The 21616-nt window shown below is 41.0% G+C and carries 24 protein-coding genes and 1 other RNA gene; 2 read left to right on the top strand and 23 right to left on the bottom strand.

The window, feature by feature from the left end:
• Window positions 1-180: 180 nt before the first annotated feature.
• The 14 genes from C9J37_RS11745 to C9J37_RS11690 form a co-directional block, all read right to left on the bottom strand.
• Entirely contained in the window at window positions 181-615 is a 435-nt protein-coding gene (locus C9J37_RS11745; protein WP_107895490.1) for a phBC6A51 family helix-turn-helix protein, read from the bottom strand.
• A complete protein-coding gene (locus C9J37_RS11740) occupies window positions 615-1037 on the bottom strand; it encodes a hypothetical protein (protein ID WP_107895489.1) in 423 nt (140 codons plus the stop codon). The genes C9J37_RS11745 and C9J37_RS11740 overlap by 1 nt, the downstream gene beginning before the upstream one ends.
• Before the next feature lie 76 nt (window positions 1038-1113).
• Window positions 1114-3471 (bottom strand): phage tail protein, encoded by a 2358-nt coding sequence (locus C9J37_RS11735; RefSeq protein WP_107895488.1) that lies wholly within the window; start codon window positions 3469-3471, stop codon window positions 1114-1116.
• 308 nt (window positions 3472-3779) lie between these two features.
• Complete coding sequence (locus tag C9J37_RS11730) at window positions 3780-4172, bottom strand: phage tail assembly chaperone (protein WP_107895487.1); 393 nt, start codon at window positions 4170-4172, stop codon at window positions 3780-3782.
• A gap of 97 nt (window positions 4173-4269) precedes the next feature.
• Window positions 4270-5364, bottom strand: a complete 1095-nt coding sequence (locus C9J37_RS11725) for an SU10 major capsid protein (RefSeq protein ID WP_107895486.1) — start codon at window positions 5362-5364, stop codon at window positions 4270-4272.
• Entirely contained in the window at window positions 5364-5819 is a 456-nt protein-coding gene (locus C9J37_RS11720; protein WP_107895485.1) for a hypothetical protein, read from the bottom strand. The genes C9J37_RS11725 and C9J37_RS11720 overlap by 1 nt, the downstream gene beginning before the upstream one ends.
• Window positions 5820-5937: 118 nt before the next feature.
• Window positions 5938-6384 (bottom strand): HNH endonuclease, encoded by a 447-nt coding sequence (locus C9J37_RS11715; RefSeq protein ID WP_137067759.1) that lies wholly within the window; start codon window positions 6382-6384, stop codon window positions 5938-5940.
• Between the two features lie 98 nt (window positions 6385-6482).
• Window positions 6483-6614 (bottom strand): hypothetical protein, encoded by a 132-nt coding sequence (locus C9J37_RS29395; protein WP_255350027.1) that lies wholly within the window; start codon window positions 6612-6614, stop codon window positions 6483-6485.
• A gap of 28 nt (window positions 6615-6642) precedes the next feature.
• On the bottom strand, window positions 6643-6954 hold the full coding sequence (locus C9J37_RS11710; protein WP_107895483.1) for a hypothetical protein: 312 nt from the start codon (window positions 6952-6954) through the stop codon (window positions 6643-6645).
• A gap of 22 nt (window positions 6955-6976) precedes the next feature.
• A complete protein-coding gene (locus C9J37_RS11705) occupies window positions 6977-7915 on the bottom strand; it encodes a hypothetical protein (RefSeq protein WP_107895482.1) in 939 nt (312 codons plus the stop codon).
• A 21-nt stretch (window positions 7916-7936) separates the two neighbouring features.
• Window positions 7937-8173, bottom strand: coding sequence for a helix-turn-helix transcriptional regulator (locus tag C9J37_RS11700; protein ID WP_107895481.1), 237 nt, complete (start codon window positions 8171-8173; stop codon window positions 7937-7939).
• 1357 nt (window positions 8174-9530) lie between these two features.
• Window positions 9531-9707, bottom strand: coding sequence for a hypothetical protein (locus C9J37_RS28265; RefSeq protein ID WP_167397303.1), 177 nt, complete (start codon window positions 9705-9707; stop codon window positions 9531-9533).
• A gap of 89 nt (window positions 9708-9796) precedes the next feature.
• Window positions 9797-10477: a hypothetical protein gene (locus tag C9J37_RS11695; RefSeq protein ID WP_107895480.1), complete on the bottom strand. Its 681-nt coding sequence runs from the start codon at window positions 10475-10477 to the stop codon at window positions 9797-9799.
• A 510-nt stretch (window positions 10478-10987) separates the two neighbouring features.
• Window positions 10988-11236 (bottom strand): hypothetical protein, encoded by a 249-nt coding sequence (locus tag C9J37_RS11690; RefSeq protein ID WP_107895479.1) that lies wholly within the window; start codon window positions 11234-11236, stop codon window positions 10988-10990.
• A 140-nt stretch (window positions 11237-11376) separates the two neighbouring features.
• On the opposite strand from C9J37_RS11690, the gene C9J37_RS11685 reads away from it, so the two are divergent.
• On the top strand, window positions 11377-11622 hold the full coding sequence (locus C9J37_RS11685; protein WP_107895478.1) for a helix-turn-helix domain-containing protein: 246 nt from the start codon (window positions 11377-11379) through the stop codon (window positions 11620-11622).
• A 42-nt stretch (window positions 11623-11664) separates the two neighbouring features.
• Window positions 11665-12066, top strand: coding sequence for a hypothetical protein (locus C9J37_RS11680; protein WP_107895477.1), 402 nt, complete (start codon window positions 11665-11667; stop codon window positions 12064-12066).
• Window positions 12067-12093: 27 nt separating this feature from the next.
• Here C9J37_RS11680 and C9J37_RS11675 read toward each other — a convergent pair whose 3' ends face one another.
• From C9J37_RS11675 to C9J37_RS11635, 9 genes are all read right to left on the bottom strand, one after another.
• Window positions 12094-12384 carry a hypothetical protein gene (locus C9J37_RS11675; protein WP_107895476.1) on the bottom strand — a complete coding sequence of 97 codons (291 nt, stop codon included), beginning with the start codon at window positions 12382-12384 and terminating at the stop codon, window positions 12094-12096.
• A 5-nt stretch (window positions 12385-12389) separates the two neighbouring features.
• On the bottom strand, window positions 12390-13001 hold the full coding sequence (locus tag C9J37_RS11670; RefSeq protein ID WP_235617094.1) for a ParB/RepB/Spo0J family partition protein: 612 nt from the start codon (window positions 12999-13001) through the stop codon (window positions 12390-12392).
• A gap of 543 nt (window positions 13002-13544) precedes the next feature.
• On the bottom strand, window positions 13545-14519 hold the full coding sequence (locus tag C9J37_RS11665; protein ID WP_235617093.1) for a tyrosine-type recombinase/integrase: 975 nt from the start codon (window positions 14517-14519) through the stop codon (window positions 13545-13547).
• 129 nt (window positions 14520-14648) lie between these two features.
• Window positions 14649-15004, bottom strand: a transfer-messenger RNA (tmRNA) gene (gene ssrA / locus C9J37_RS11660).
• Between the two features lie 336 nt (window positions 15005-15340).
• On the bottom strand, window positions 15341-16705 hold the full coding sequence (locus tag C9J37_RS11655) for an anti-sigma factor family protein (RefSeq protein WP_107895475.1): 1365 nt from the start codon (window positions 16703-16705) through the stop codon (window positions 15341-15343).
• Window positions 16686-17225, bottom strand: coding sequence for an RNA polymerase sigma factor (locus C9J37_RS11650; protein WP_107895474.1), 540 nt, complete (start codon window positions 17223-17225; stop codon window positions 16686-16688). The genes C9J37_RS11655 and C9J37_RS11650 overlap by 20 nt, the downstream gene beginning before the upstream one ends.
• 457 nt (window positions 17226-17682) lie before the next feature.
• Window positions 17683-18150 carry an SsrA-binding protein SmpB gene (gene smpB / locus C9J37_RS11645; RefSeq protein WP_024363920.1) on the bottom strand — a complete coding sequence of 156 codons (468 nt, stop codon included), beginning with the start codon at window positions 18148-18150 and terminating at the stop codon, window positions 17683-17685.
• A 61-nt stretch (window positions 18151-18211) separates the two neighbouring features.
• Window positions 18212-20659, bottom strand: coding sequence for a ribonuclease R (gene rnr / locus C9J37_RS11640; RefSeq protein ID WP_107895473.1), 2448 nt, complete (start codon window positions 20657-20659; stop codon window positions 18212-18214).
• A gap of 37 nt (window positions 20660-20696) precedes the next feature.
• Window positions 20697-21443, bottom strand: coding sequence for an alpha/beta hydrolase (locus C9J37_RS11635; protein WP_024363918.1), 747 nt, complete (start codon window positions 21441-21443; stop codon window positions 20697-20699).
• Window positions 21444-21616: the final 173 nt, after the last annotated feature.

Genomic DNA, 21616 nt, shown 5'->3' with positions numbered 1-21616 from the left:
CACGACTGCCTGCCTTTTGCATAACGTTATAATGCGTCGAAACTGCGTCAGATTGAACCGTGGAGATTTCAGACACCCTCGCGCGCCAGCCCTGTCTGCCCGATGATTTCGTGATTATTCGTGATATTACGGACATAAAAAAAGACGGACACACCCGAAGGCATGCCCGTTAATATTGCGTCATTTATTTGCGCGTAATCGCTCAATTTTCGCCTTAAGCGCATCAATGTCATGCGCTTCCGGTTCTTGGTTCGTTGAAACAACCTCTCGCTTATCGACTAGCTTTCCGACGAGCTTATAATATAGCTCAAGCGCCTTAATTGAAGCGTTCCCGTTGTTGGAAGTACCTTTCACTAAGTTCATCAATTGTGCGTCAGCTACCGCTCTCGCGCTGTCTAGCTTCGTATCACTGACCGTTGCTAAATACTGAACGAAGTCCGTATTATGTCGCCAGTGATAAAGCGTTGACGTATCAATTCCGATTTGTTCGGATATCTGTGCATACGTTTTCTTCTCGCCTTTTGGCGCATACTCTTTCTCTAGAAGTAGTTCCGCAGCTCTCAGTTGATTCGGTGTCAGCCTCGCTTTTAATGCGTCTAATGTTAATTTCGCCATTATTGATTACCCCCGTTAAATTCTTTATAGTTAGGTTTATACTGATATTTGATAGCCTCGATAATGAACGCAGCATAAGTATAAGGAATGTTCTGCGATGCTTCTCCGATAGCTTGCTTTAAGCTGTGCGCAATCATAAAATTAGTTGTTGCTAGCAATACATCGCTACAGTTACTAACCGAATCGAACGCATCAATCAAGCGTCTAATCTTTTCTGATTCCTCTACGACATACGGTTTTCCTGTTTTCGCTAACATATCTGCATAAATCAGTAAGAACTCGCTAGCCTCACCGAAATTACGCTTATACACTTCATACGCCTCATAGTCGCTAGTAAGACGGTCAGAATCGTAATTATCGTCTAACAACGCATCCAACGCTCTTAACTCCGTTTCTAACTGTGCATTAGTCTTAAATGCCATTTAATCCCCTTCTTTCGTTGTAATAGAAAAGGAAAACACCGCTGTAATAGCCGATGCCTGCCAGTTTGATTTTTCATCAATAGACGAATACTCCTCGTTTTTCTAAAACTTTCTCCACAATTTTTTCTGCTACCGCATCACTTAATTTCCGAACGTCAGCTTCTTCACGTACAACCATGCCAGGCATATTGATCGTTGGTTTAATCGTAACTACACTAGGCGTACTTTTCTCATTGCGAGGAGTATTCGCAGTGTTGTATGAATTATATGTTGAGTTATTGGTAATCCCTACGCCTGTTGAGTTGTAAGATACATCATCTACTCCCGAACTGTGTGTTTTTCCACTAATCATAGAACGATATGCCTCTGCCTCAAAACGAGGTAGTACCATTTCTCCTTTGTGTAAATATGAGAGATAATTATCATACGGCACGTTATTTAGTCCATGATAGTGAGATCCGTCCGGTTTAACACCGCCGCCAAGCATATCTCCTACGAACGACACAGTAGAACTGATACCTTTAGAAATCCAGTCAGGCATTTTTACGGAACTAATAAAGTTCGCGAAATCTTTAACATGTCCGTAGGCTGTTGATATCCATCCACTTAGAGATTCGAACCAGCCTTGTACGCCCGATAGTGCACCGGAGAATGTATCGAACGCATTTTTAACGCCGGTTAAGATAAACTCGACTAGTGGGGCAAGTACGTTATCCCATAACCACTTAATTACTGAGGAGAGTAACTCGAATCCATTCGCAATAGCGTTAATAATAGGCTGTGCAATCGTCCACAGAGTAGAGAACAGTTGCGCGACAAACGAAAGCGCCGGTGCAATGACGTTATTGAAAACAAGCACAGCAACGTCTCCGAGAATTTGCAGGAGGTTCCAAAGTCCACTTAAATACGGCTGGATGACCGTCCAAAGGTTCGAAATTATGCTGGAGATTGTCGTCCATACTTGTGTAAACGCCTCTTTCAGTCGTCCAAACACTGACGAGAGTTGCGTTACTTTTTCGGTAACGTAAGTTTTGACTTCCTCGAATTTTGTCTTAACCGTCTCAAACGAGCCTTTACCGAAAATTTCATCGAACACTCCGCCGATTCCGCCTGTTTTAAATGCTGACACCAACTCGGATATTTTCGTTTTGATTCCTTCGATAATTCCGTTTAATTTCGTTGCAATATCTGGTGGGAAGATGGCGTCAATTAATCCGCTAGTGCCACCTGCTTTAAATGCGTCAACCAACGACTTGACCTTCCCAACGATACTATCGATAATGCCTCGGAACGTTTCGCTATTGTCATAGAGCGCTTTTACTCCGACTGCTGCCGCGGCAATTCCTGCGGCGATTAGTCCGACTGGATTCGCGAGTGCTGATATTGTACCCACTACAGCTAACACAGCTACAAACGTGCCTACTGCTCCTGCTGCGTACGCTATTGGCTTGCGCCATTTCATGAACGCGTCGTACAGTGTGATCGCTTTATCTGTCGCTTTTCCTAAAAAATTACCCAATTTATCGCTGATACTTTTTACATCTAATTTATCAATTGAATCATTTATACGTTTTAAAAAGTCGCCTAGTTTTGTATTTGATTTATCACCCGCGTCACGGAATAGCGTACCAACTCTTTCTTTAAGGCTATTCCATCTACCAAGTGTAGTGGAACCCATTGCCTCAACGGTTTTTTGTGTTATGTTCATCTTATTTAACGCTTTATCTACCCCCGCCAGTTGCTCCTCGAATGAACCGCCTTTAACGTCATTTAAAATGTTTTTATCAAGGTTAAATACATCACGTAAAGAAATCGTATCTCCAGATGCAAGTTCGCGAAGCCCCCTTACAGCATCATCGATTGATTTCGTCGGATCACTGGCAATAAGACGCTCAACAAGTTTCCAAGACTTCTCAAGTTGTCCCATATCTTTTGTTAAGGTAAGAAGACCTTTAGAGCCTGCAAACATGTCTCCGGAGTTGAGCAGTGGGCTATCAATCGCTATTTTATCGACCATCTTCATATACTGCTTAGTTGCGCCATTGTCCTGGAAAGCTGCTTGTATAATTGCTTTACTTTGCTCGAATTGAGCAGCTTGCCCTATTGTAGCATTTAGTAATTTCGCAGCACCATTCGCACCTATATATGCGCTGGCCAACCCAACAAGCGTACTTTGCAAACCTCCGAACGATGCACTCAATCCATTTGAACCTACGTGCAATCGGCTAATACTTGTAGAAAAGCCGTTCATACGATTAGATGTCGAAGATACTGCACTGCCTAGCCTATTTACTGCGGTTTGTGACCTCGACATGCTTTCGCTCGTAGTTCGACTTGTTCGATTCATTCGGTCCATCATTTGTATGATTCGTCTAAGCCGTGACGTTCCTTGATGATCGCGAACTTGAAATATTGCGGTTAAATTAATGGCCATTAGTTATCAGCTCTCTTTACGGCTTTTTGACTGACTGGTATAAACCGATTGCTATGTTCATATAATTTGTCATTCATTCGCATTCTCTCCTTTGACAAAATAAAAAAGACGCCCTATTAAGAGCGCCTTCTACTGCCATTGTTTACGTTCTAATTCTTTTCGCTGTTGATCTTCTTCATCCATCACAATCATTTCTGACGCATACATAAACGTCCTATAACGTTTCTTCATCTCATAAACTTCATGCGGCGGGATGTGGTGATTTTGCCATATACGGTGCAATAAGAATGCTTCACCACCCGCCTTAATTAGTTTTTTACTTCTTCTATTTCTTCCTCGTCGTTAAAGCCTGCTAGTGTCAAAATCGCGTTTTGTAATGTTGCAATTTCTCCAGCTAATAACGCTTTTTGTATGCAATCTCCTGCGTCAGCCGCTTTAAAATGCTCTAACAATTGTCTATCTGCAAAGTTCGGCTCAATCGTTGCTTTAACGATAAGTAAGCGTGATACTTCTTCTTCATTAACTCTTAGCTCCGTTTTCTTGCCGTTCTTAATCGGATAAGTTGCCTGGTCACGAATCATATCGATATCCTCACCTGTAAGTGCTTTAATCGTAATAGAATTACCTAAACGTTTAATAAATACCTTTTCCGTAATTTCTACTGTAGGTTTTGCCCCTAAGAATGCGTCTAAAATTGTCATTTAATCGTCTCCCATACATTTAATTTTTTTTGAACTGACTTTCACGTTTGAAACAAAAAGAAGCCTACGAAACTAATCGCAAGCCTCTCGAAAATTGTTACGCTAAATTCTTGATGCGTCCGTGTGCCGACTCTTGTTTGAACTCGAGCGTGTACTCGCCTACGATAAAACCACGTTGACGGTCGCCCGTAACTGCTGCAGGAATATGATGGAATCCACGGTCATTTAACGGCTTGATTGCCGTACGATTAATGTCGATGAAGAAAATCTCATTCGACTTAACGTTATCGTTCATCACAATTGGGAACTGCCCGAAGTCGGTTACTAAGTGATCGACTACTTGTCCACGACTGTTTTCCGCTTGTGTGATGCGGATTTTATCGCCTTGTAAATCACTGATAGCACGCTTTTGATGCGCTGATACAATAAACGCATACTGTCCGCCACCTGCAAGACCACCTTTCTCGAACACCGTCTGTACCATATCCGTAAGCATCTTAATTGAAATAGCGACTTTACCTGCGTCTGTAACATTTGTCTTAATGAAGTTACGCAGACCGCCTAAATGTCGTACTGTACCATCATCGAACTTGACTCCGTTGATTAACGATTTTTCAAGCTGTAAAGCAACTTCAAGTTGTTTCTTCGCTTTCTCGTAGTTGTATAAACCATCTACACCATACTGCGAAACTGATTCCGCTGTGCCGGTAACTTCTACCGATTCCATGAAGATTTGTGTATAGTTTTCAACACGTTGGCGTGGTTTGTAGCGTGATTTCGGAATGTCAGCGCCTTCTTCACCACGTACATATAAGAACTCAATCTCTGCGTCTTTTGCGATTGCCGAGGCTGTTGTACCTGCATAACCACGTACTACTGTGATTTTCTTAGCAGAGGTATTAATCGCAGTAACCTGTACTAACTCCTCCTCGATTTGTGCAATAGCATCGACCACAAATGGCTCCACGTCAGCTACAGTTAACTCGGTAGCATCGATAGCAGCAAGCGACGTCACCTTCGTTTTGACTGCGAATGTTTGATCCTCGTACCAAACGTGAGTTGTATTAGTTACGGGTTGTTTAAAGCCTAGTAAGTTTACTAGAGGCGTTTGATTTGGATTGAGTAAAAGTACCTCGTCTACTACAGATTCTTTCTTACCTACTAATTGAGTAGTATTAATTACGTTTGTCATTATCGTCGTCCCCCAAATTGTTTAATTTTTTGTTTTAGTCCGCTAAATGCGGCAATATCTTCAACGCTGCCAGTTCGCTTAGCTGCTGCCTCTGCGTTTGCAAGCATCGTTTCTTGTGAAGTCTTTTGACCACCATTACCGCCATTTGTCGCAGTGCCAATCGGTGTCTGCTTTGGCTTCATGCCTTGCAAAATGCCGAGCAGTTCATCGAGCGCATCGCCCTCTAGCTTTGTAGCATCTAAAAACGGCTGTAATTTATCGAAGTCTTTAACCCCAGATTGTTCGACCTTCTGCGCGAATATCTCGGCTTTTTGAGTCGCTTCTTGCTCTGCAATTTGCGCTTTCAGCACTTCATACTCAGCTACCTGTGCTCGTAACTCGTCAATTTCCGTTTGCTCTGTCGGTTGTTCGATTGCTTGTTCCTCGATTACTTCTTGTTCTGGCTTTACTGTCATATTCCTTTTCCTCCTAAGTTTTAATATGGGATACTACGATGTGCTTATGGAACACTCACCGCCCTTCCAGTTTCGGCGGTCGTGGGTACGATTTCCTCTGATTCTTTATTTATTTTCGTCATACTGCAGCCTGTTTCTGCTTGTCCATAAGACGTCTATACCACGCATTGCACTCTTCTCGTTGGAACTCATATAACTCGTCATATAGCCCCGCATAATCACGATTACCTCGCGCCGCCAGTAGTTTGACGAGGGGTGCAACATCGTATGGATTATATTTTGTCTCGATAAACTCGAGGAAACTACGATTATTTTTCTTTCGATTTACGCTGACATCAACGACAATAATGTTTCCTATCGTATTCGCACCGCCTGCTGACATAGGTATGACATGTTCGAGAGATAAATCGTTGCTAAATCTACCTGTATATGCGCATCGTCCGCCAGCTAACTTAAACAAGTACATAACATCGTCGTAAGTTAAATCGTTTGCAACTCCGAATTGCTCAGCTTTTCTGTTCGCGTGTCGGAAAGCACCGCGCGCTCTATTTTCAAGCGATGCCATACGATACCGAGCGTCCTTCCGTTCACATTCAATGCAGTGTGTTCGCTTCATACTGTAAAAATGTTTGGTTTTAGTACCACATTTTGTGCAAACCTTCATTAGCATGCACCGCCTTTACTTTGAGCAACAATTACATCTAACTTGCCCTCTAAGCGTGCCAATGAAAGACTGATAGCGTATAGCATCTCCATCGTTTTAGCATCTGTTTGTTGTTCTGTTTTCTTTGTCATAGTCATCGTCCTTTTCATCTTTTAATTTTTATTGCATATACTCAACGCTAACGGTCAAGCCGTTTCGCGCGATTATCTTTTTTAACTCCATTAATAATCGAGCATTAGGATTATGATGTTCGTAGTTGTACTCTCTGGCCAGTGGCTCACTCGTTGTTATCACTGCGATTTCTGTTTCTTTGTAGTGTTGCAAGACCTTACGCAGAGAAACAAATGCAGGGAATACAAGGTTTCCGTTATGATAAACTTCACGGAATATACTTTTGTCAGGCAACTCAATTGCAACCTCTACTGTCATTGGCCCTGTTTCTGTTACTGTTTGTTTAATGGATAGTGTCATTTTCATTCTCCTTTTCCTTTGTTTAATTGAACTGCACCATGATCGCAGCTAATTGCTCGCCAGTTCCTGCAAAAATTGTTCGAGGATTGACTGTAATACGTTTCTCACGTCTGTCTCGCGGATTTTCATAGAAGTTAAATACTACTTGTCCATCTATCTGAACGCGGTTCAATGCGGTTTTTAACTTACCCGCGTTTGCATATCCCAATAGAACCGCAAGTTTCTCTAATCCCATCGGGCGAAGGCGATCCAAGTCAGTTTCGTCGGGATTGAAGCAGATTGTATTTGTTTCGAAATTTAAAAAAGGCATAACTGAGTAGACTAGCGCAAGCTGTCCAACCGTTCTGCCGTTTGTTTTCTCATATAAGTCACGTATCGTTTTCTTGAATAAGCGCGTGTGTTGCATATCTGATACTGCGGGGCTGATTGTCTTTACATTCCCTCGATAAAACACCGTTGGATTCATAAAGATACAGTCATCTCGTTCTGTTAAAATCTCCGCCTCTACGTAGCGTTTGAATAGTTCGCGTGAGCGTTTAGTACTTAATCCCATCAACTTTTCAAAGCCTTCACGGTCAATCACTCGACCATTATCGTACTGAATGCGCCCTGTGTTCCATGCGATGTAAGTACCGAGGTACATTAGTCGTGCAATATCGGAATTGTTGAGTGTTGGGAATCGTTCGCTTATCATGCGTGACTGTTTAAAGAAGGTGAATACGAAGCCTCCGTTTTCTACCTCATGCTCGTCCAAGATACGTTTAGATTCGATTACTTTATACTGACCCGCTGTACGGCGAGGCACTAAATCGTGAACATACTTATCTCCTAAGTATTCGCCAGTTTCTGTAGAGTAAGGCTTTCCGTCAACTACCACGTAATCTAGCTTTTGAGCTAATGTCTGTTGTCGTGTATTCGGGTGTAGCTGTACGAACTCTTTTCCTGTAATAGCTGTTGTCATAGTCATCATCCTTTTCATCTATTATTTTTGTAATGCGTGAGCAAGCGATTGAATTTCCGTGGTTGCTGTCGTGACTTGGCGACTCACTTCAAGTAAAGCCATTCCGGCTCGTACTGCTACTGATTGCGATAGAGTACGCTCGCCACGTTCAATAAAGCCGAGCATAACCGGCGTGATTCCAATACGTTTAGCGAGTTGTCCTTGTGTGATGCCGAATGCTTCACGATAATACTTAATCTGATTTGCCGTTAATGCCATTCCGATTACCTCCTTGTTAGTAATAAAATAACTACAAATTAAGCCAATTAAAAAAGCCGCCCTGGTGGACGACTGAAAAATACCTCTTCAATATATAAGATACAAACTAAAGTGAAATGTAGGCTTCCATTTGGCATATTTACTTCCTTACTCTATAGGACAGACAATTCGGCAATTATATGGGTCCTCACTATCTATGATACAAACTGCTCTAAAGTACAAGTTCCCCTCATACTATATAAGCCAAGGTTTTCACTAAAAAGTAAGGAAAACTCTATATTAATTTCATTTACCTACAATGTATATCCAACAACTAGCTAAAAAGTTAACATTTTCAACTGGCAAAGTCTTTCTCCGTACTCTTAGGCTAGATACGTTTTATATAAAATTATGGCTAAAGGGCGGAAGCACTCTCCTATAATATATAGCCAACAACTATGATGTTTTGCCACGAAAACTTCCCTTCATAATATATAGATAACTAAAGGGGTAAAATTCATGGTTTTACTCACAAAAAATGCAAACTTTTTTATCGACAGTTCACATTTTAGACACATTTAATGAATTATTTGTTATTTCCTCAATATATAAGCCAACTAATGCCCGTAAATGTGACGTTATATTTCTTCATATACTAGACCGTTAAAAGTCGTTTTTTACACACTTTGTTAGAAAAATAATTCTAAAGACCATTTCGGCGTATATATAGGTAACTAATTGTCACAAATGGCGGGAAAAACTTTCATATACTTACGAAGTTTGCTTACCTCAAAAAAATAATACCATCCCTTTACGTCCCGATTATCCAGAATTACCATCCCTTTACGTCCCACTTAAAAACTGCATTCATGCTTACTCTCCGTAGGACTCTCGCTACTTACACGGGCTTCTTATCTATCTTATCTTACCGTCCGCACACGAAAAGAATTGCGCTAAATATGTATTGATATGCCGATATTGTACGCAAATACCGAAGGTGTCCGAGAAGTTGTTACAACTTCCTTAAACACTTGCGTCCTCATTTTGCAAAGAACGCAAAATAAGTCCGCGTCTATCTATTACAATGATATTATTACAATCGCAAGATAACATCAATAATGTAATGGGACGGAGGCTTTAGCCGACGTAGAGGATTTGCGTCAGCAAAGACTCGCAATATCTTTTATCTTCTTAAACGATAGTTCTCGTTAAATATAGTTCTTCTTACTGTAAATACGTATGGTGTCGGTAGTTACGGTGTCGATAACCGTTTACATGGAGCGAAAGCGACATAGAGGATTTATGCGTTAGCATAAAGACTCGTTAATCTTTTAAAGATAGTAGTTTAGTTAAAAAGAAAGTAGTATAGTTCGTGTATCTAGATTGAGACCCCTAAGCCGTATCCAAACGGAGACCCCCCACCGATACCAGCTTCCCTAGCTAGTGCTACGTGAGTATCCAACTTTTGTTCATTTGGACAAATGTCAGCTCTCTTTCCTTGTCCACTACGAAACTCGTATTCATGCAAGGGTGTCCAAGTTTGGAATACCTTCAAAAGTGTCGAGTTGCTCCTCCGAAATCCGGACATGCTCGTTATAACGGAGTACGTACTCCGTTTTGTGTATATCCAACGTTGAGTACACGTCAACTCAGCTCACGTACAGTCATTTCATCGACCTTTTTGACTTCGCCTGTAGACGGTATTTCATGCTCTAAATTACGCTGTTGTTCTGTAAATTGAGCGATTTCATATAATGCTTTAATTCCAAATTTATTAAACCGTCCCGAGACGGCTTTACCGTCCAATTCCGAAAAAATGCTTATCATGCGCTGTGCTTTTTCTTCAGCTATTTGTAGGGCAGATTCGGCTTGCTCTGCTTTTTCCGTAGCTTGTTTAGCTTGCGATTCTAATTCGGCTATACGCTCTCTGTACGCCTTTAACGTATCAATACTGCCGTCAAGAACTTCCGATTTCGCTTGTGTCTTTGCTGGCGTCGATTCTGCGGAAGGCTTGGCAATTTCGTACGTAAGTGATACGGGCAAATCTTCGAGTAGTCCTTGAGTTTGTTCGTAACAATTTGTTACTAACGAATATCGCTGAATCAACCTATTAGCTTGCATACGATTAAGTCCTATAGATTCGCACCACTTGTCGAAACACCCGTAACCGTTTTTCGCTAAAGTATCTTGCGCCTCTTTTAACTCTTTCCCTAATGCTGTGTACGCCTTACCGACAATCTCTCTCATATTTGATTCTTTTTTACGTAGAAAGTCAGCGGTTGTTGCGTCTAAATTTTCATATTGAAACACTGCTACTTCGTACATTTCCGTTCAATCTCCTTTCGTTTTAGACGTTCTAGCCTTCGTATGATAAATACGTCGCCTTGCGATTTAGAACACCTGTGAGCGCTGTTTACGAAGGGAAAACAAAAGGCTAGAAACGTCTGCAACCGCCTCTAGCCTCATAGGTCCATGCAGCAACAAAGACCGTTTTTCATCTATTTAATACGCGTCAACCTAGTATGATGAACGTCCGCCAAAACGTTCGGTTTTTCTTCGTTCTCAATCGTCCGTCGCCAATCCGCAACTATGCTGTATATTCTCGAACGTCAGCAAACGCTCATGATGTATGTTAACGTGTCAGAAATCCGTCCAATCACGTTTCAAGTCGCCTTCACCAATATGTTAGACATGCGCCAATCATGCTAACTGGTGGAAAATAAGACGTGCCTTAACGTCTGCAAAATGGTCATCTGTAGCAAATTCCGTATGATACACCGTATCAAATTCCTGTATCAGCAGCCGATACCGTAGTTTTCTGCTTGATATTACGTATTACGAAGCTAAGCGATCAACTTTCGCTAGTACCATGAGTAGTTGCTCCGCTGTGTAGTCGTGCAAGTTCGCAAGAATAGACGCCAATTCCTCGGTATATTTGAGGTTTATATCTGCGTCATTTATCATGAGTGTTGCTTCGCCTTCCTCTTCGCAGACGATTAGCTGCACCCCTTCAAATAGGTGCGTTGTTACCATTGTGACTACATAATCCTCGTCGAGTAAAATACGTTGGCTAGATTGATTCATTCGTAAAACCTCCTTTTTTTGTTTTAACTCTTAAACATAAGATAACACAATTACAGAAAGCTGTAAATACGTAATTACATAAAATGTTGTAAAAGTTTTTAGCGGAGTTTATACTTATAATAAAAATAGAGGTGCACAGTATGATTAAGTTAACAATAGAACAAGCTGCGACGGCTCGCGGCATCCAATCACAAAAGGAACTACGCGCAGTTGTGTTAGAGAAAACAGGTGTCGACTTACGTCCTGCAACTATTAGTGATATGTATCGAAACAATAAGACTCAAATAAATCGAGATCATTTGGAGACAATAATGCTTGCGTTAGGTACAACCGACTTTAACGAGGTTTTAACAATAGAGGGAAACAAAAAAGACGACGGCCAATAACGTCTATCGTCAGATTTTTCTAAAATAATAGGAGGAGTTACTATGTTGGAACACGAAAGTTATTCATTTAGTCGTTTATTTTTAAATCGTAATCTTGAATTCTTTTTTATTCAAGGAGTAAATGATTCGGATAATTTTGATGAATATTGGGATGGAAGAACTATAGAAGTAATAGGATACGCTGTGATTTATATTGATTTTGAAACAAATGAACAAAAAAATTTCATATATTTAATTGATAGTGATAATAAAAAATACGATAATGCAATTAAAAATACAAAGAAATTTATCGAACAAATGACTTTATCCGACAAACTTTCCGATAGAGAAAACTTTAAAATTATAAAAACGAAAATAAATGGCAGGGTGGTTTCGGAACCATATAAAGATTTTATAAAGGTTGTTGCGAAAAATGAAATTCCTGAGTTTGTTCTAGACTTGTAAAATAAAACCGAGCGGACAACGTTACGTCTACTCGGTCTTTTTCTTTTTCTTCTTTCTTTTAGGTGTTGTCGGTAAGTTATATTTCTCCGTCTGCTTGCGAACACCTTCTGCAAACTTCTTTAATTTCTCCTCGTTGTACATCGATATATCACCATCCTTTATCATTCTTCTGTAACTGGCTTCGTTCTTGTTTTCTTCAACTTTGTTTACTTTCTTTTTCTTCTTCCTTTTCTTTTTCGGTATTGTTGGATATCCGTACTTCTCAGACGCCTTAGCTACACCTTCCACGATTGCTTTTAGCTGTTCCTCTGTCGGCAATGCAATCACACTCCATCTATAGTTGTATAAATCTTCATATGTAATCGATTACTCAAATATGCTAGTTGCTCGGCGCTAGTTGTTCCGAGTTTGCCGGTCGAGACTAAGCGTTGGAGTTGCGGGATAAGTTCGTTTAGTTTTAGTAGTCTTTGCGTTGTTTGGCGAGTCTCTCCAATAAAATCTGCCACATCTGCTTGAGACTTTAATTGCCCATTATGGGCATTTCCTCTACCACGTTGATAAATACCAAGTCGCTCCCAATAATCCTCCATAAATCCTGCGATGCGCCCTTTTTTAATAGGGTCACTCTCTGCTTCCCCTCGACGTTCTGTATTTTCAGCGATTAAAAGGTACTCAGCTTCCCATTCGTCAACGTCTATAATATCGACTGGTACTTCCGATAATCCTAAGTCTTGGGCGATACGTAAGCGTTGGTGTCCGCTAATAACCGTAAATGCTGGCGTACACTTAAAAAAGATATGTAAAGAGTGCTGCACTCTACGCTCCAGTAAAACATATAAAACATTAAATAAATCTCTGTATCTATCGTAGATTAACGCTTGACAACCGAACCCAGTACACCAGAATGGCTGATGCTCCAGGAAATTTGCTCGCAAAGTTGTTACCTTATATCTAGCAAACTATTAAAAGTAAGTTAGACATAAAGTAACTACGCGATCAATACACCGTCATGTCGTGTCCGAGGTTTCTATGTCGCCTTGTTTCGTAGAGAACTTTCGTTCTGCGTTACCTCACGTAATTACTGTCCTACGTGTGCGAACCGTCCTTTATTGGTTAGCTTTTGCTAACTGCTTGTCCGCTTGGCTGCGCTTACCCTAACCGTAGTTAGCCAGTAAACCACCGTACCGTTAAATTGGGCGTACTCCCCGATTCTTCACAACCGTAAACAAGGAAACGGCTTGACATGTGATATAGTCGCTTTTGTGCATCGGTACGACAAACCTTTCCAGGTTAGAGTGTTATTGGGCAACCACTTGTGATTTCACTAAAAAATGGTGCACTTAACAGACCTCGGACTTGAACATTTTTTTACAAAATGCTAAAGTAAGGTTATAAATACACTATGGCCTCAGAAACTTTAGTGTAATCGTATTAAGTTAGAAGTCGTTAGTGTTATCGCACTAGCGGCTTTTTTCTGTTTATAAATAATCACGTAAAGACTCTGCGACAAATTCCTTCTCTAAATCGAGATAGACGGTTGTTGTCTCCAAACTTTTGTGTCCGAGAGCTTTCGATATTAAAGCGACATTAGCGCCTTGATTTAATAAGTTAGTCGCAAATGCTCGTCTTAACGCGTGAGCATTGACGTTCTTTAAGCCGAACTCTCTTGCATACTTCGTTAATGACTTTGAAATTGCGTTACTGGACGACTGGCTATTATTAATGCCTTGTCCATTAGCGGATAAGAAAACGTAAGTATTACGCGTATTGTATTTACGGCGAATCTGCTTGTTTTTCTCGATTAATACTCTCAACATTTCCGCCAACTGATCGTCTATAGGTAGCTTTAAAGTATCGCGATTTTTAAGGACAGCACCGTCCATATCAATCGTATTAGAGGTAAAGTCGATATGACGTTCACGCAATTCTCCAATCGTTGTAATACGTAGCCCCGTTTTATACATTAGTAAAATCGCAACTGAATCACGGAAACCAACGTAAGTGCTGCGGTCAATAAGCGATAGCAATACTTCAACGTCACTCTCTTTTGATGCCCCTTTGATCGTCTTATCAACTTTAATTTGAATCTTCGACCAAAAACGAATCTCAATCCAACGATTATCAAAGAAACGATTAAGAATTGCCTTCAACGATTTCAAGCGAACTAGCTTCGTTGCATTTGATACGTCGATTTCGTTCAAGTAATCGTAAATCATATCCGCATCAATATCCTCGATGTATCGAACGCTTGTCACCTTGATAAATTCGTTCCATGCAAACGCATAACTTTCGATTGTTCGCGGTCTGTTACCGCTGATTTCCATTTGACGAAAGACCGTTTTCAATGCTTGCTGAACCATCAATGAGTCGCGTCTATCCTCACTGCGTTTAATATCAATATCGAATGTTTCATCGACCGCAAACGCGCCATGTTTTCTTGTACGTTTAACCACGCAAAAAAACCTCCTAATCCGTTAAGATTAGAAGGTCGATTGTTGTCCGCTTGACTGTACGTTTGTACAGCGTCAGACGCTATGTACGCCATTTGAACGTTGATATAACGCCACAAATAACGGTTTTTAAAATGGAGACGGCGGGAGTCGAACCCGCGTCCAAAGACTCCAATACTTCAGCTTCTACGCGTGTAGTTTGTCCATTCGCAATTCGCGTAGCATTATGCCGACAAACAGGCGTCCTGTACGCTAACCTGGAAATCTCTTGCCGGTGACTCAGGTGGCACCATCGACCGTATCCCACTAAAGTTGGGCCCTACGTACTCTACATGGGCGATAGAGAGGCAGAGCGCTTACGAGCTTACGCTGCGAAAGCTAAGTTTTGTTGTTTGCCAGTTATTATATAACTTCCGTTGATGACGGAGCCGAGACCTCCGACGCGCGACCAAAGCTTGAACCATCCCTGTCGAATCCGTAACGTCCCCTTGAATATGATGCGAGGCTCGTGGCGTCGATCAAACAAAGAGCTAGAATTGCTTCTAGTACGGTTGAAGAGTAGTACTACGCTTCAATACATCTGGCATTAACAATTCATATTATAAAACAAACCAAGCTTTACTTCAAGTATAGTGCCTTATTTACAGATTTATAGGCATGCATTGTATGTCACTAGTAGTACAACGCTTACTTAAAGGGACATCATTACAAAAGCAAAGATGCTGGCGACTCTTAGCACAGTTATCCATGCTAAAAGTCGCCAGTTGCGCTACTATCAACGAGTACACGCTTATTATTAAGTTATGCCCCAGCAACTTTTATAGTTATCGTATATCCACACGAATTGGTTCATCAAAGTAAACATATTTTAATTCTGTTTGACCGTAAAGGATAAACGAATCTAATTGAATCCCCTCATCGAATGTGATTGTTGTATACTGTTTTTCTTTATCTTTTCGGACACGGGCTGTATCCCATGCTGGTTTATTATTCACTGTAATATGCCAGTCGTTAATCGTCGTTGCCTTTGCGTCTGAGGAAATTTCAAGACGTTGGTTGGGTAAGAGCTTTACTTCATATACTGTATCTTTATAAGTAAAGGAGTACGGTAATTGGTCTAAAGTTAGCGGATGTCGGACATTCGTCGGCAACTCAAACTTGGCACCAGTAACAGCTATATAGCCGCCTTCTTTTACACTTGGATAGGCACTAATTGTTTCAGTATGAGCGTAGCGATCATTTTGAATATTGACGTTATCTTCAGGCATCGAGCGTTTTAATTTTTGTCCATCAGCGTCAATAACGTCATATAGTATTTGTGCATTATAGCCTGCATAAGCTTCTTTTTCTGCTAGCGGTAAATCAACTGTAAACTTTTCTACTTGTTGCTCTACGAATGTTGCCATGTCCTCCGTAAATGTTGTTTCAAATTTGAAGAGAGAGTTCTGTGGTCCATGTTGTGCACGAATAAAGTTGACATCAATGCCGTCTTTTTCAAAGGCAGAACGTAGCGTGACAGTCTCTGTTTGGGCTAACAATTCCTTGCGATCAATCGGTACTTCCAGCGTCCACTGACCATCTACGTCATAAATGTGTTGATAGTTAAAAAGAAGTTTAAATTCATCATGTGTCACATTAAATAAGGGGAACTCAAATTTAATCTCATTCATTGATTGCTCTGCAGAATAACTAGCTATTTCACTTTTCCCGTTTGGTAGTACGAGTGCTACATCTCCCACGGTTGCTTCATTGAAGAAATTTTCATCACCTTTATAGCCAGATGTAGCTAGAGTCACTGTAATGTAAGCATCTGTGAGCTTAACGTCTTTTACTTTTATCGTAATGGGGGTAGAACTAGTTGCTGGCTCCTGTTGCATAGTTGAGAATACTAGAAATAATAATGCGGCTGTGACGAATGCGACTGCTGTAAAAGTTGCTCGCCAGTCTCGCTTTTTTGTAAGGGAAGTCTTTTTCTTTGGTAATTGATTCATCACTTGATTTGTAAATGAATCGTCAACATGTACTGGAGGAAACAGGGAGCTTATTAGCTGTTCTGTTTCAAGTTGTTCATCCAATAATGCAGAGCAGGTTGCACATGATTGAATATGCTTGTCCATTTGCATCATTTTGTTATCTTCTATTCGTCCATCGATAAAATCGTGCATTTCTTCAGTTGATAAGCAGTTCATTATTAATCTCTCCCTTCGACATAGCGTTTCTTAGCCGTTTCTTTGTTCTATGCAGTCGGTTTCGTACTTCCGATATTGGAATATTAAGTGTCTCAGCGATTTCTTCATAAGAGCAATTACTGGCATACTTTAGGACGAAAACTTGGTGCGTTTTGTGTTCCAATGTTGCAAGCCATTGCTGAAGTAACGCGTTCTGTTCTTTTTTGATTATTAATATTTCTGGTGTTTCTAATGAGGGTGTTTCCTCAAGTGGTGTTGCATCTTCCTTATGCTTTCTTTTAAAATCAATCAGTTGATTAATCGCGATACGAAAAAGCCATGCCTTAAAAGAACCACCTTTAAAATGAAGTAAGTTTTCGTAGCATTTGATAAATGATTCTTGCGCAATATCTTTCGCCAATTCCTCGTCATTCGTTTGATAAGTTAAATAGCTGACGAGTGGTTGCTTATATGTGTCAACAATGATGCGGAATGCTTGTTGGTCACCAGCGATAATTTTTTGTACCAGCTGCATATCCATGGGACCCACCTCCTTACTTTAACAACGTAAAAACTTTTAAAAAATCTCAAGTAAATGGAAAATTTTTTTGTTCTTTAGGTGATATTATTTTGTTCCGCGGGTAAATCATCTTACTTCGCGGGTATTCTCCACTATTCCGCGGATAAACCTCCTCACTTCGCGGGTATTTTCCACTATTCCGCGGGTAAACCTCCTCTCTTCGCGGATATTTCCCTCGTTCTGGGGGTAAACCACCTCTCTTCGCGGGTATTCCCCTTTATTCCGCGGGTAAATCACCTCACTTCGCGGGTATTATCCACAAATCCGCGGGTAAACCTCCTCACTTCGCGGGTATTCCCCTTTATTCCGCGGGTAAATCACCCCACTTCGCGGGTAAACCTCCTCACCCTCTCAGATACCCACGAACATCAATAAAAAAAGCTCACCACAACAAGTGGTGAGCCTTCCTCGTAATCTATTAGTATTGATTTTTTGCTTTGAAGGTGCGTTCCATTTCGCGTTTTGCTTCTTTTTTGCGCATGTCGTCGCGTTTGTCGTAGTCTTTTTTCCCTTTGCCGACGCCGATTAGTAGTTTGGCGTAGCCGTCTTTAATGTACATTTTTAAAGGGATGATGGTGTAGCCGTCCCGTTTGACTGCGCCGACTAGTTCGCCGATTTGCTTTTTATGGAGGAGCAATTTACGGGCGCGTAATGGGTCATGGTTGAAACGGTTCCCTTGGTCGAATGGGCTAACGTGCATGTTGCTAATCCATGCTTCGCCGTTTGTAATTCGAACGTATGAGTCGCGCAATTGGACTTTGCCTGCACGAATAGCTTTAATTTCTGTGCCTGTTAGTACCATGCCCGCTTCAATTGTGTCTTCAATAAAGTAGTCATGTCCTGCTTTTTTGTTTTGTGCTAATACTTTCCCAGTACCTTTTGCCATTTAGTTCACCCTCTATTCAAAGGTTGAGCAGGGCTTAGCCTGCTCACGCTGGATTTTTTCATTATTTACGTTTTGTTTTTTTCTTTTTGCCTTTTTTGGCGATGCCTTCGTAAAACTTTTGTTTTTGTTTTACGCCTTTTTTCGGGCCAGGGCTTGAGCTATCTTTGCGTCGGCCACGTGGATCGCGATCGCTGTCACCGCGTTCTCTGCGTTTTGATGAGTCGCCACGGCTTTGTTTTTCCTCGTCACGGCGACCTCTGCCACCGCCTGAACGATTGCTTCGGCTGCTGCGTCCGTCTTTGTTGTCACTATAGTTTTTGCGTGCATGAATAACAGTAGGTGTGGCTTTTCTTGTTCTTCCATAAGAAGTTACCATTCCTACGATTTCAAAGTCAATTGATGACTCCTCGATAATGACGTTTGCAACTCGTACTTTGACTTCATCACCGATGCGGAATTGGCGGTTTGTACGTTCACCAATCATCATCATTTGGCGATCATCGAAGCGATAGTAATCGTCGGTCATATTGCTAATATGCACAAGTCCTTCAATCGTGTTTGGTAGCTCGATAAAGATACCGAAGTTCGTAACAGAAGACACAATACCTTCGAATTCTTCCCCGATTTTATCAGACATATATTGTGCTTTTTTCAGTGAGTCTGTATCGCGTTCTGCATCAACTGCACGACGTTCGCGTTCTGATGTATGGTCAGCAATTTCATCCATTGCCATTGACCACTGTGCAATCGTTTCTTTCGACGTGTCTTTATTAATTAAGTACGTGCGAATTAAACGGTGGACAACTAAGTCAGGATAACGACGAATTGGTGATGTGAAATGGGTATAGAAATCTGTCGATAAACCGAAGTGACCAATGCTTTCTGGATAGTACTTCGCTTGTTGCATAGAGCGTAGTAACATCGTGGAAATAACTGGCTCCTCTGGCATGCCTTCAATGGCTGTTAACACATCTTGCAATGCTTTTGGATGCACCGTATTGCCTGTACCTTTAATTAAAATACCGAAGTTTGTGACGAATTCAAAGAAGCGTTGTAGTTTTTCTGGCTTCGGATCTTCGTGAATACGGTATAGGAACGGTACATTCATCCAATGGAAATGCTCTGCCACTGTTTCGTTCGCTGCAAGCATGAAATCTTCAATTAACTTTTCTGCAACTGTTCGTTCACGTAGTTCAATATCGACTGGCCAGCCATCTTCATCGACGATTACTTTCGACTCTTTAAAGTCAAAGTCAATAGCACCACGTAGCTCACGTTTGCGGCGTAAAATTTTCGATAGCTCTGCCATATTTTTAAACATCGGTACAAGTGGCTCATAGCGAGCAATAAGGGCTTCATCTTGTTCTTCTAGAATTTTATAAACATCTTTGTACGTCATACGCTCTGTCGTTTTAATGACACTTTGGAAAATTTCATGCGCAATCACATTCCCATTGCCATCAATAATCATTTCACATGATAGCGTTAGTCGGTCTACTTGCGGATTTAATGAACAAATACCGTTTGACAGTCGATGCGGAATCATTGGGATAACGCGGTCTGTTAAATAGACACTTGTCGCTCGGTCATATGCTTCAATATCAATTACAGAGCCTTGTGTTACATAGTAGCTGACATCTGCAATATGTACGCCAAGCTTGTAAGAACCATCTACATTTTTTGTCACTGTTACCGCATCATCTAAATCTTTTGCATCTGCACCATCGATAGTAACGATGGTTTCATGGCGTAAATCACGACGACCTTCTAAATCGGCTGGTGAAATTTCATCTGGCACACGTTGTGCAGCAGCGATGACTTCTTCTGGAAACTCTGGTGGAATGTCATGTTTATACAGAATCGATAAAATATCGACACCTGGGTCATTTTTATGCCCTAAAATTTTTGTAATATAGCCTGTTGCTGATTTTAAATCTTCTGGCCATGTGGCAATTTCTACGACAACTTTGTGACCATCAACCGCACCTAATGTATCGCCTTTTGCGATAAAGATGTCCATTGGTAGTTTTTTATCGTCCAATACGACGAAGCCAAAGCCTCTATTTGCTTGGAATGTGCCTACAAATGTTGTTTGTCCGCGTTCCACAACCTTTGTCACGGTGCCTTCACGGCGATCGCCAAAGGATTCCTTTAATACGCGAATGAGGACCGTGTCGCCATTGATGGCACCATTTACTTCGTGCGGTGGAATGAAAACATCATCCATCCCTTCAATATCCGGTGTCACAAAGCCAAATCCTTTTGCATGACCGATAAATTTACCTCGGAGTAAATTCATGCGCTCCGGTAAGCCGTAGCGATTGGAGCGTGAGCGAACAACTAAGCCCTGCCCTTCCATTCGCACGAGCGTTTTGACAAGCTCCTTAAATTCTTCTGCATCTTCAAACCCGAATTCGTCTTCGATTTCTCCAACGGTTAACGGTTTATATTCTTCTTCACCGAAAAAATCGAGTAAACGACTTTGTAGTGAATCTTTTTTGTCTGTCATACTATTCCCTCCCTCATATAAAAATCCTTATTCATTTTTAGTGTGCCCAATTTAGCCCTTCTAAAAAACGATAAATATCTTCATGTAGTTGATCTTTTTCTTGATCTAATGTAATGACATGTTTTGAGTTTTCATACCACTTGATATACTTTTCTAGTGACTCAGTTTGATTATATATAATGTTGGCAGATTCTGTCTCTATAACCTCATCATTTGTCGCTTGTACGACAAATATAGGGGCATAAATCATATCAATTTCTTTTCGAGTCTGCGCAATAAACTCACGAAGTTCTTGTAATGACGGCATCCCTTTGTCAGCAATTAACGCTACTTCTGCATCAATTTCCGCTTCAGTTTTACCTTCAAATTTTTTATAGTCTTTTGCATATTTTAAGACGCCTTCGAACATTACGTCTGTTGTTCGCATGGTCATTGGTGCACACATTGTCACAATACCTTGTACAGGATTGTTGAGCGCTACATTTAAAGCCATCACACCGCCAAGTGATAAGCCTGCCACCGCAATTTCTTGATAGCCAGCATCTTGTAATTGTTGGTAGGCCGCTTTGACATCTTGCCACCAATCAGCTGGACCTGTTGTAATGAGTTCTTCTGGTTGCACACCGTGGCCTTTATAATGTGGCGCTAATGTAGTATACCCTTTTTTCTCTAAAAATCTACCAAGCATACGCACATCTGCCGAGCTACCTGTAAAGCCGTGTAATAATAACACGGCACGAGGGCCTGCTTGAAAGAAAAATGGCTGTGATAATGATTTATTCATTCGCAAGTTCTCCTTCACTGTAAAACATATACACTCTATTATAGCCATATCCATGATACATTGGCTTATTTTAGTGCATATTTAGTATAATTCATACCTATTTATCTTCGTTTATCTATGTACATAATCTCAACATTACGCTTTGAACTAAAAGATAAAAGAAAACGCCCAAC

The sequence above is a fragment of the Lysinibacillus mangiferihumi genome (assembly GCF_003049665.1).
Taxonomy (GTDB): domain Bacteria; phylum Bacillota; class Bacilli; order Bacillales_A; family Planococcaceae; genus Lysinibacillus; species Lysinibacillus mangiferihumi.
Note: the sequence above shows the minus strand (reverse complement) of the source record. Positions and strands in the feature narration are given on the sequence as shown.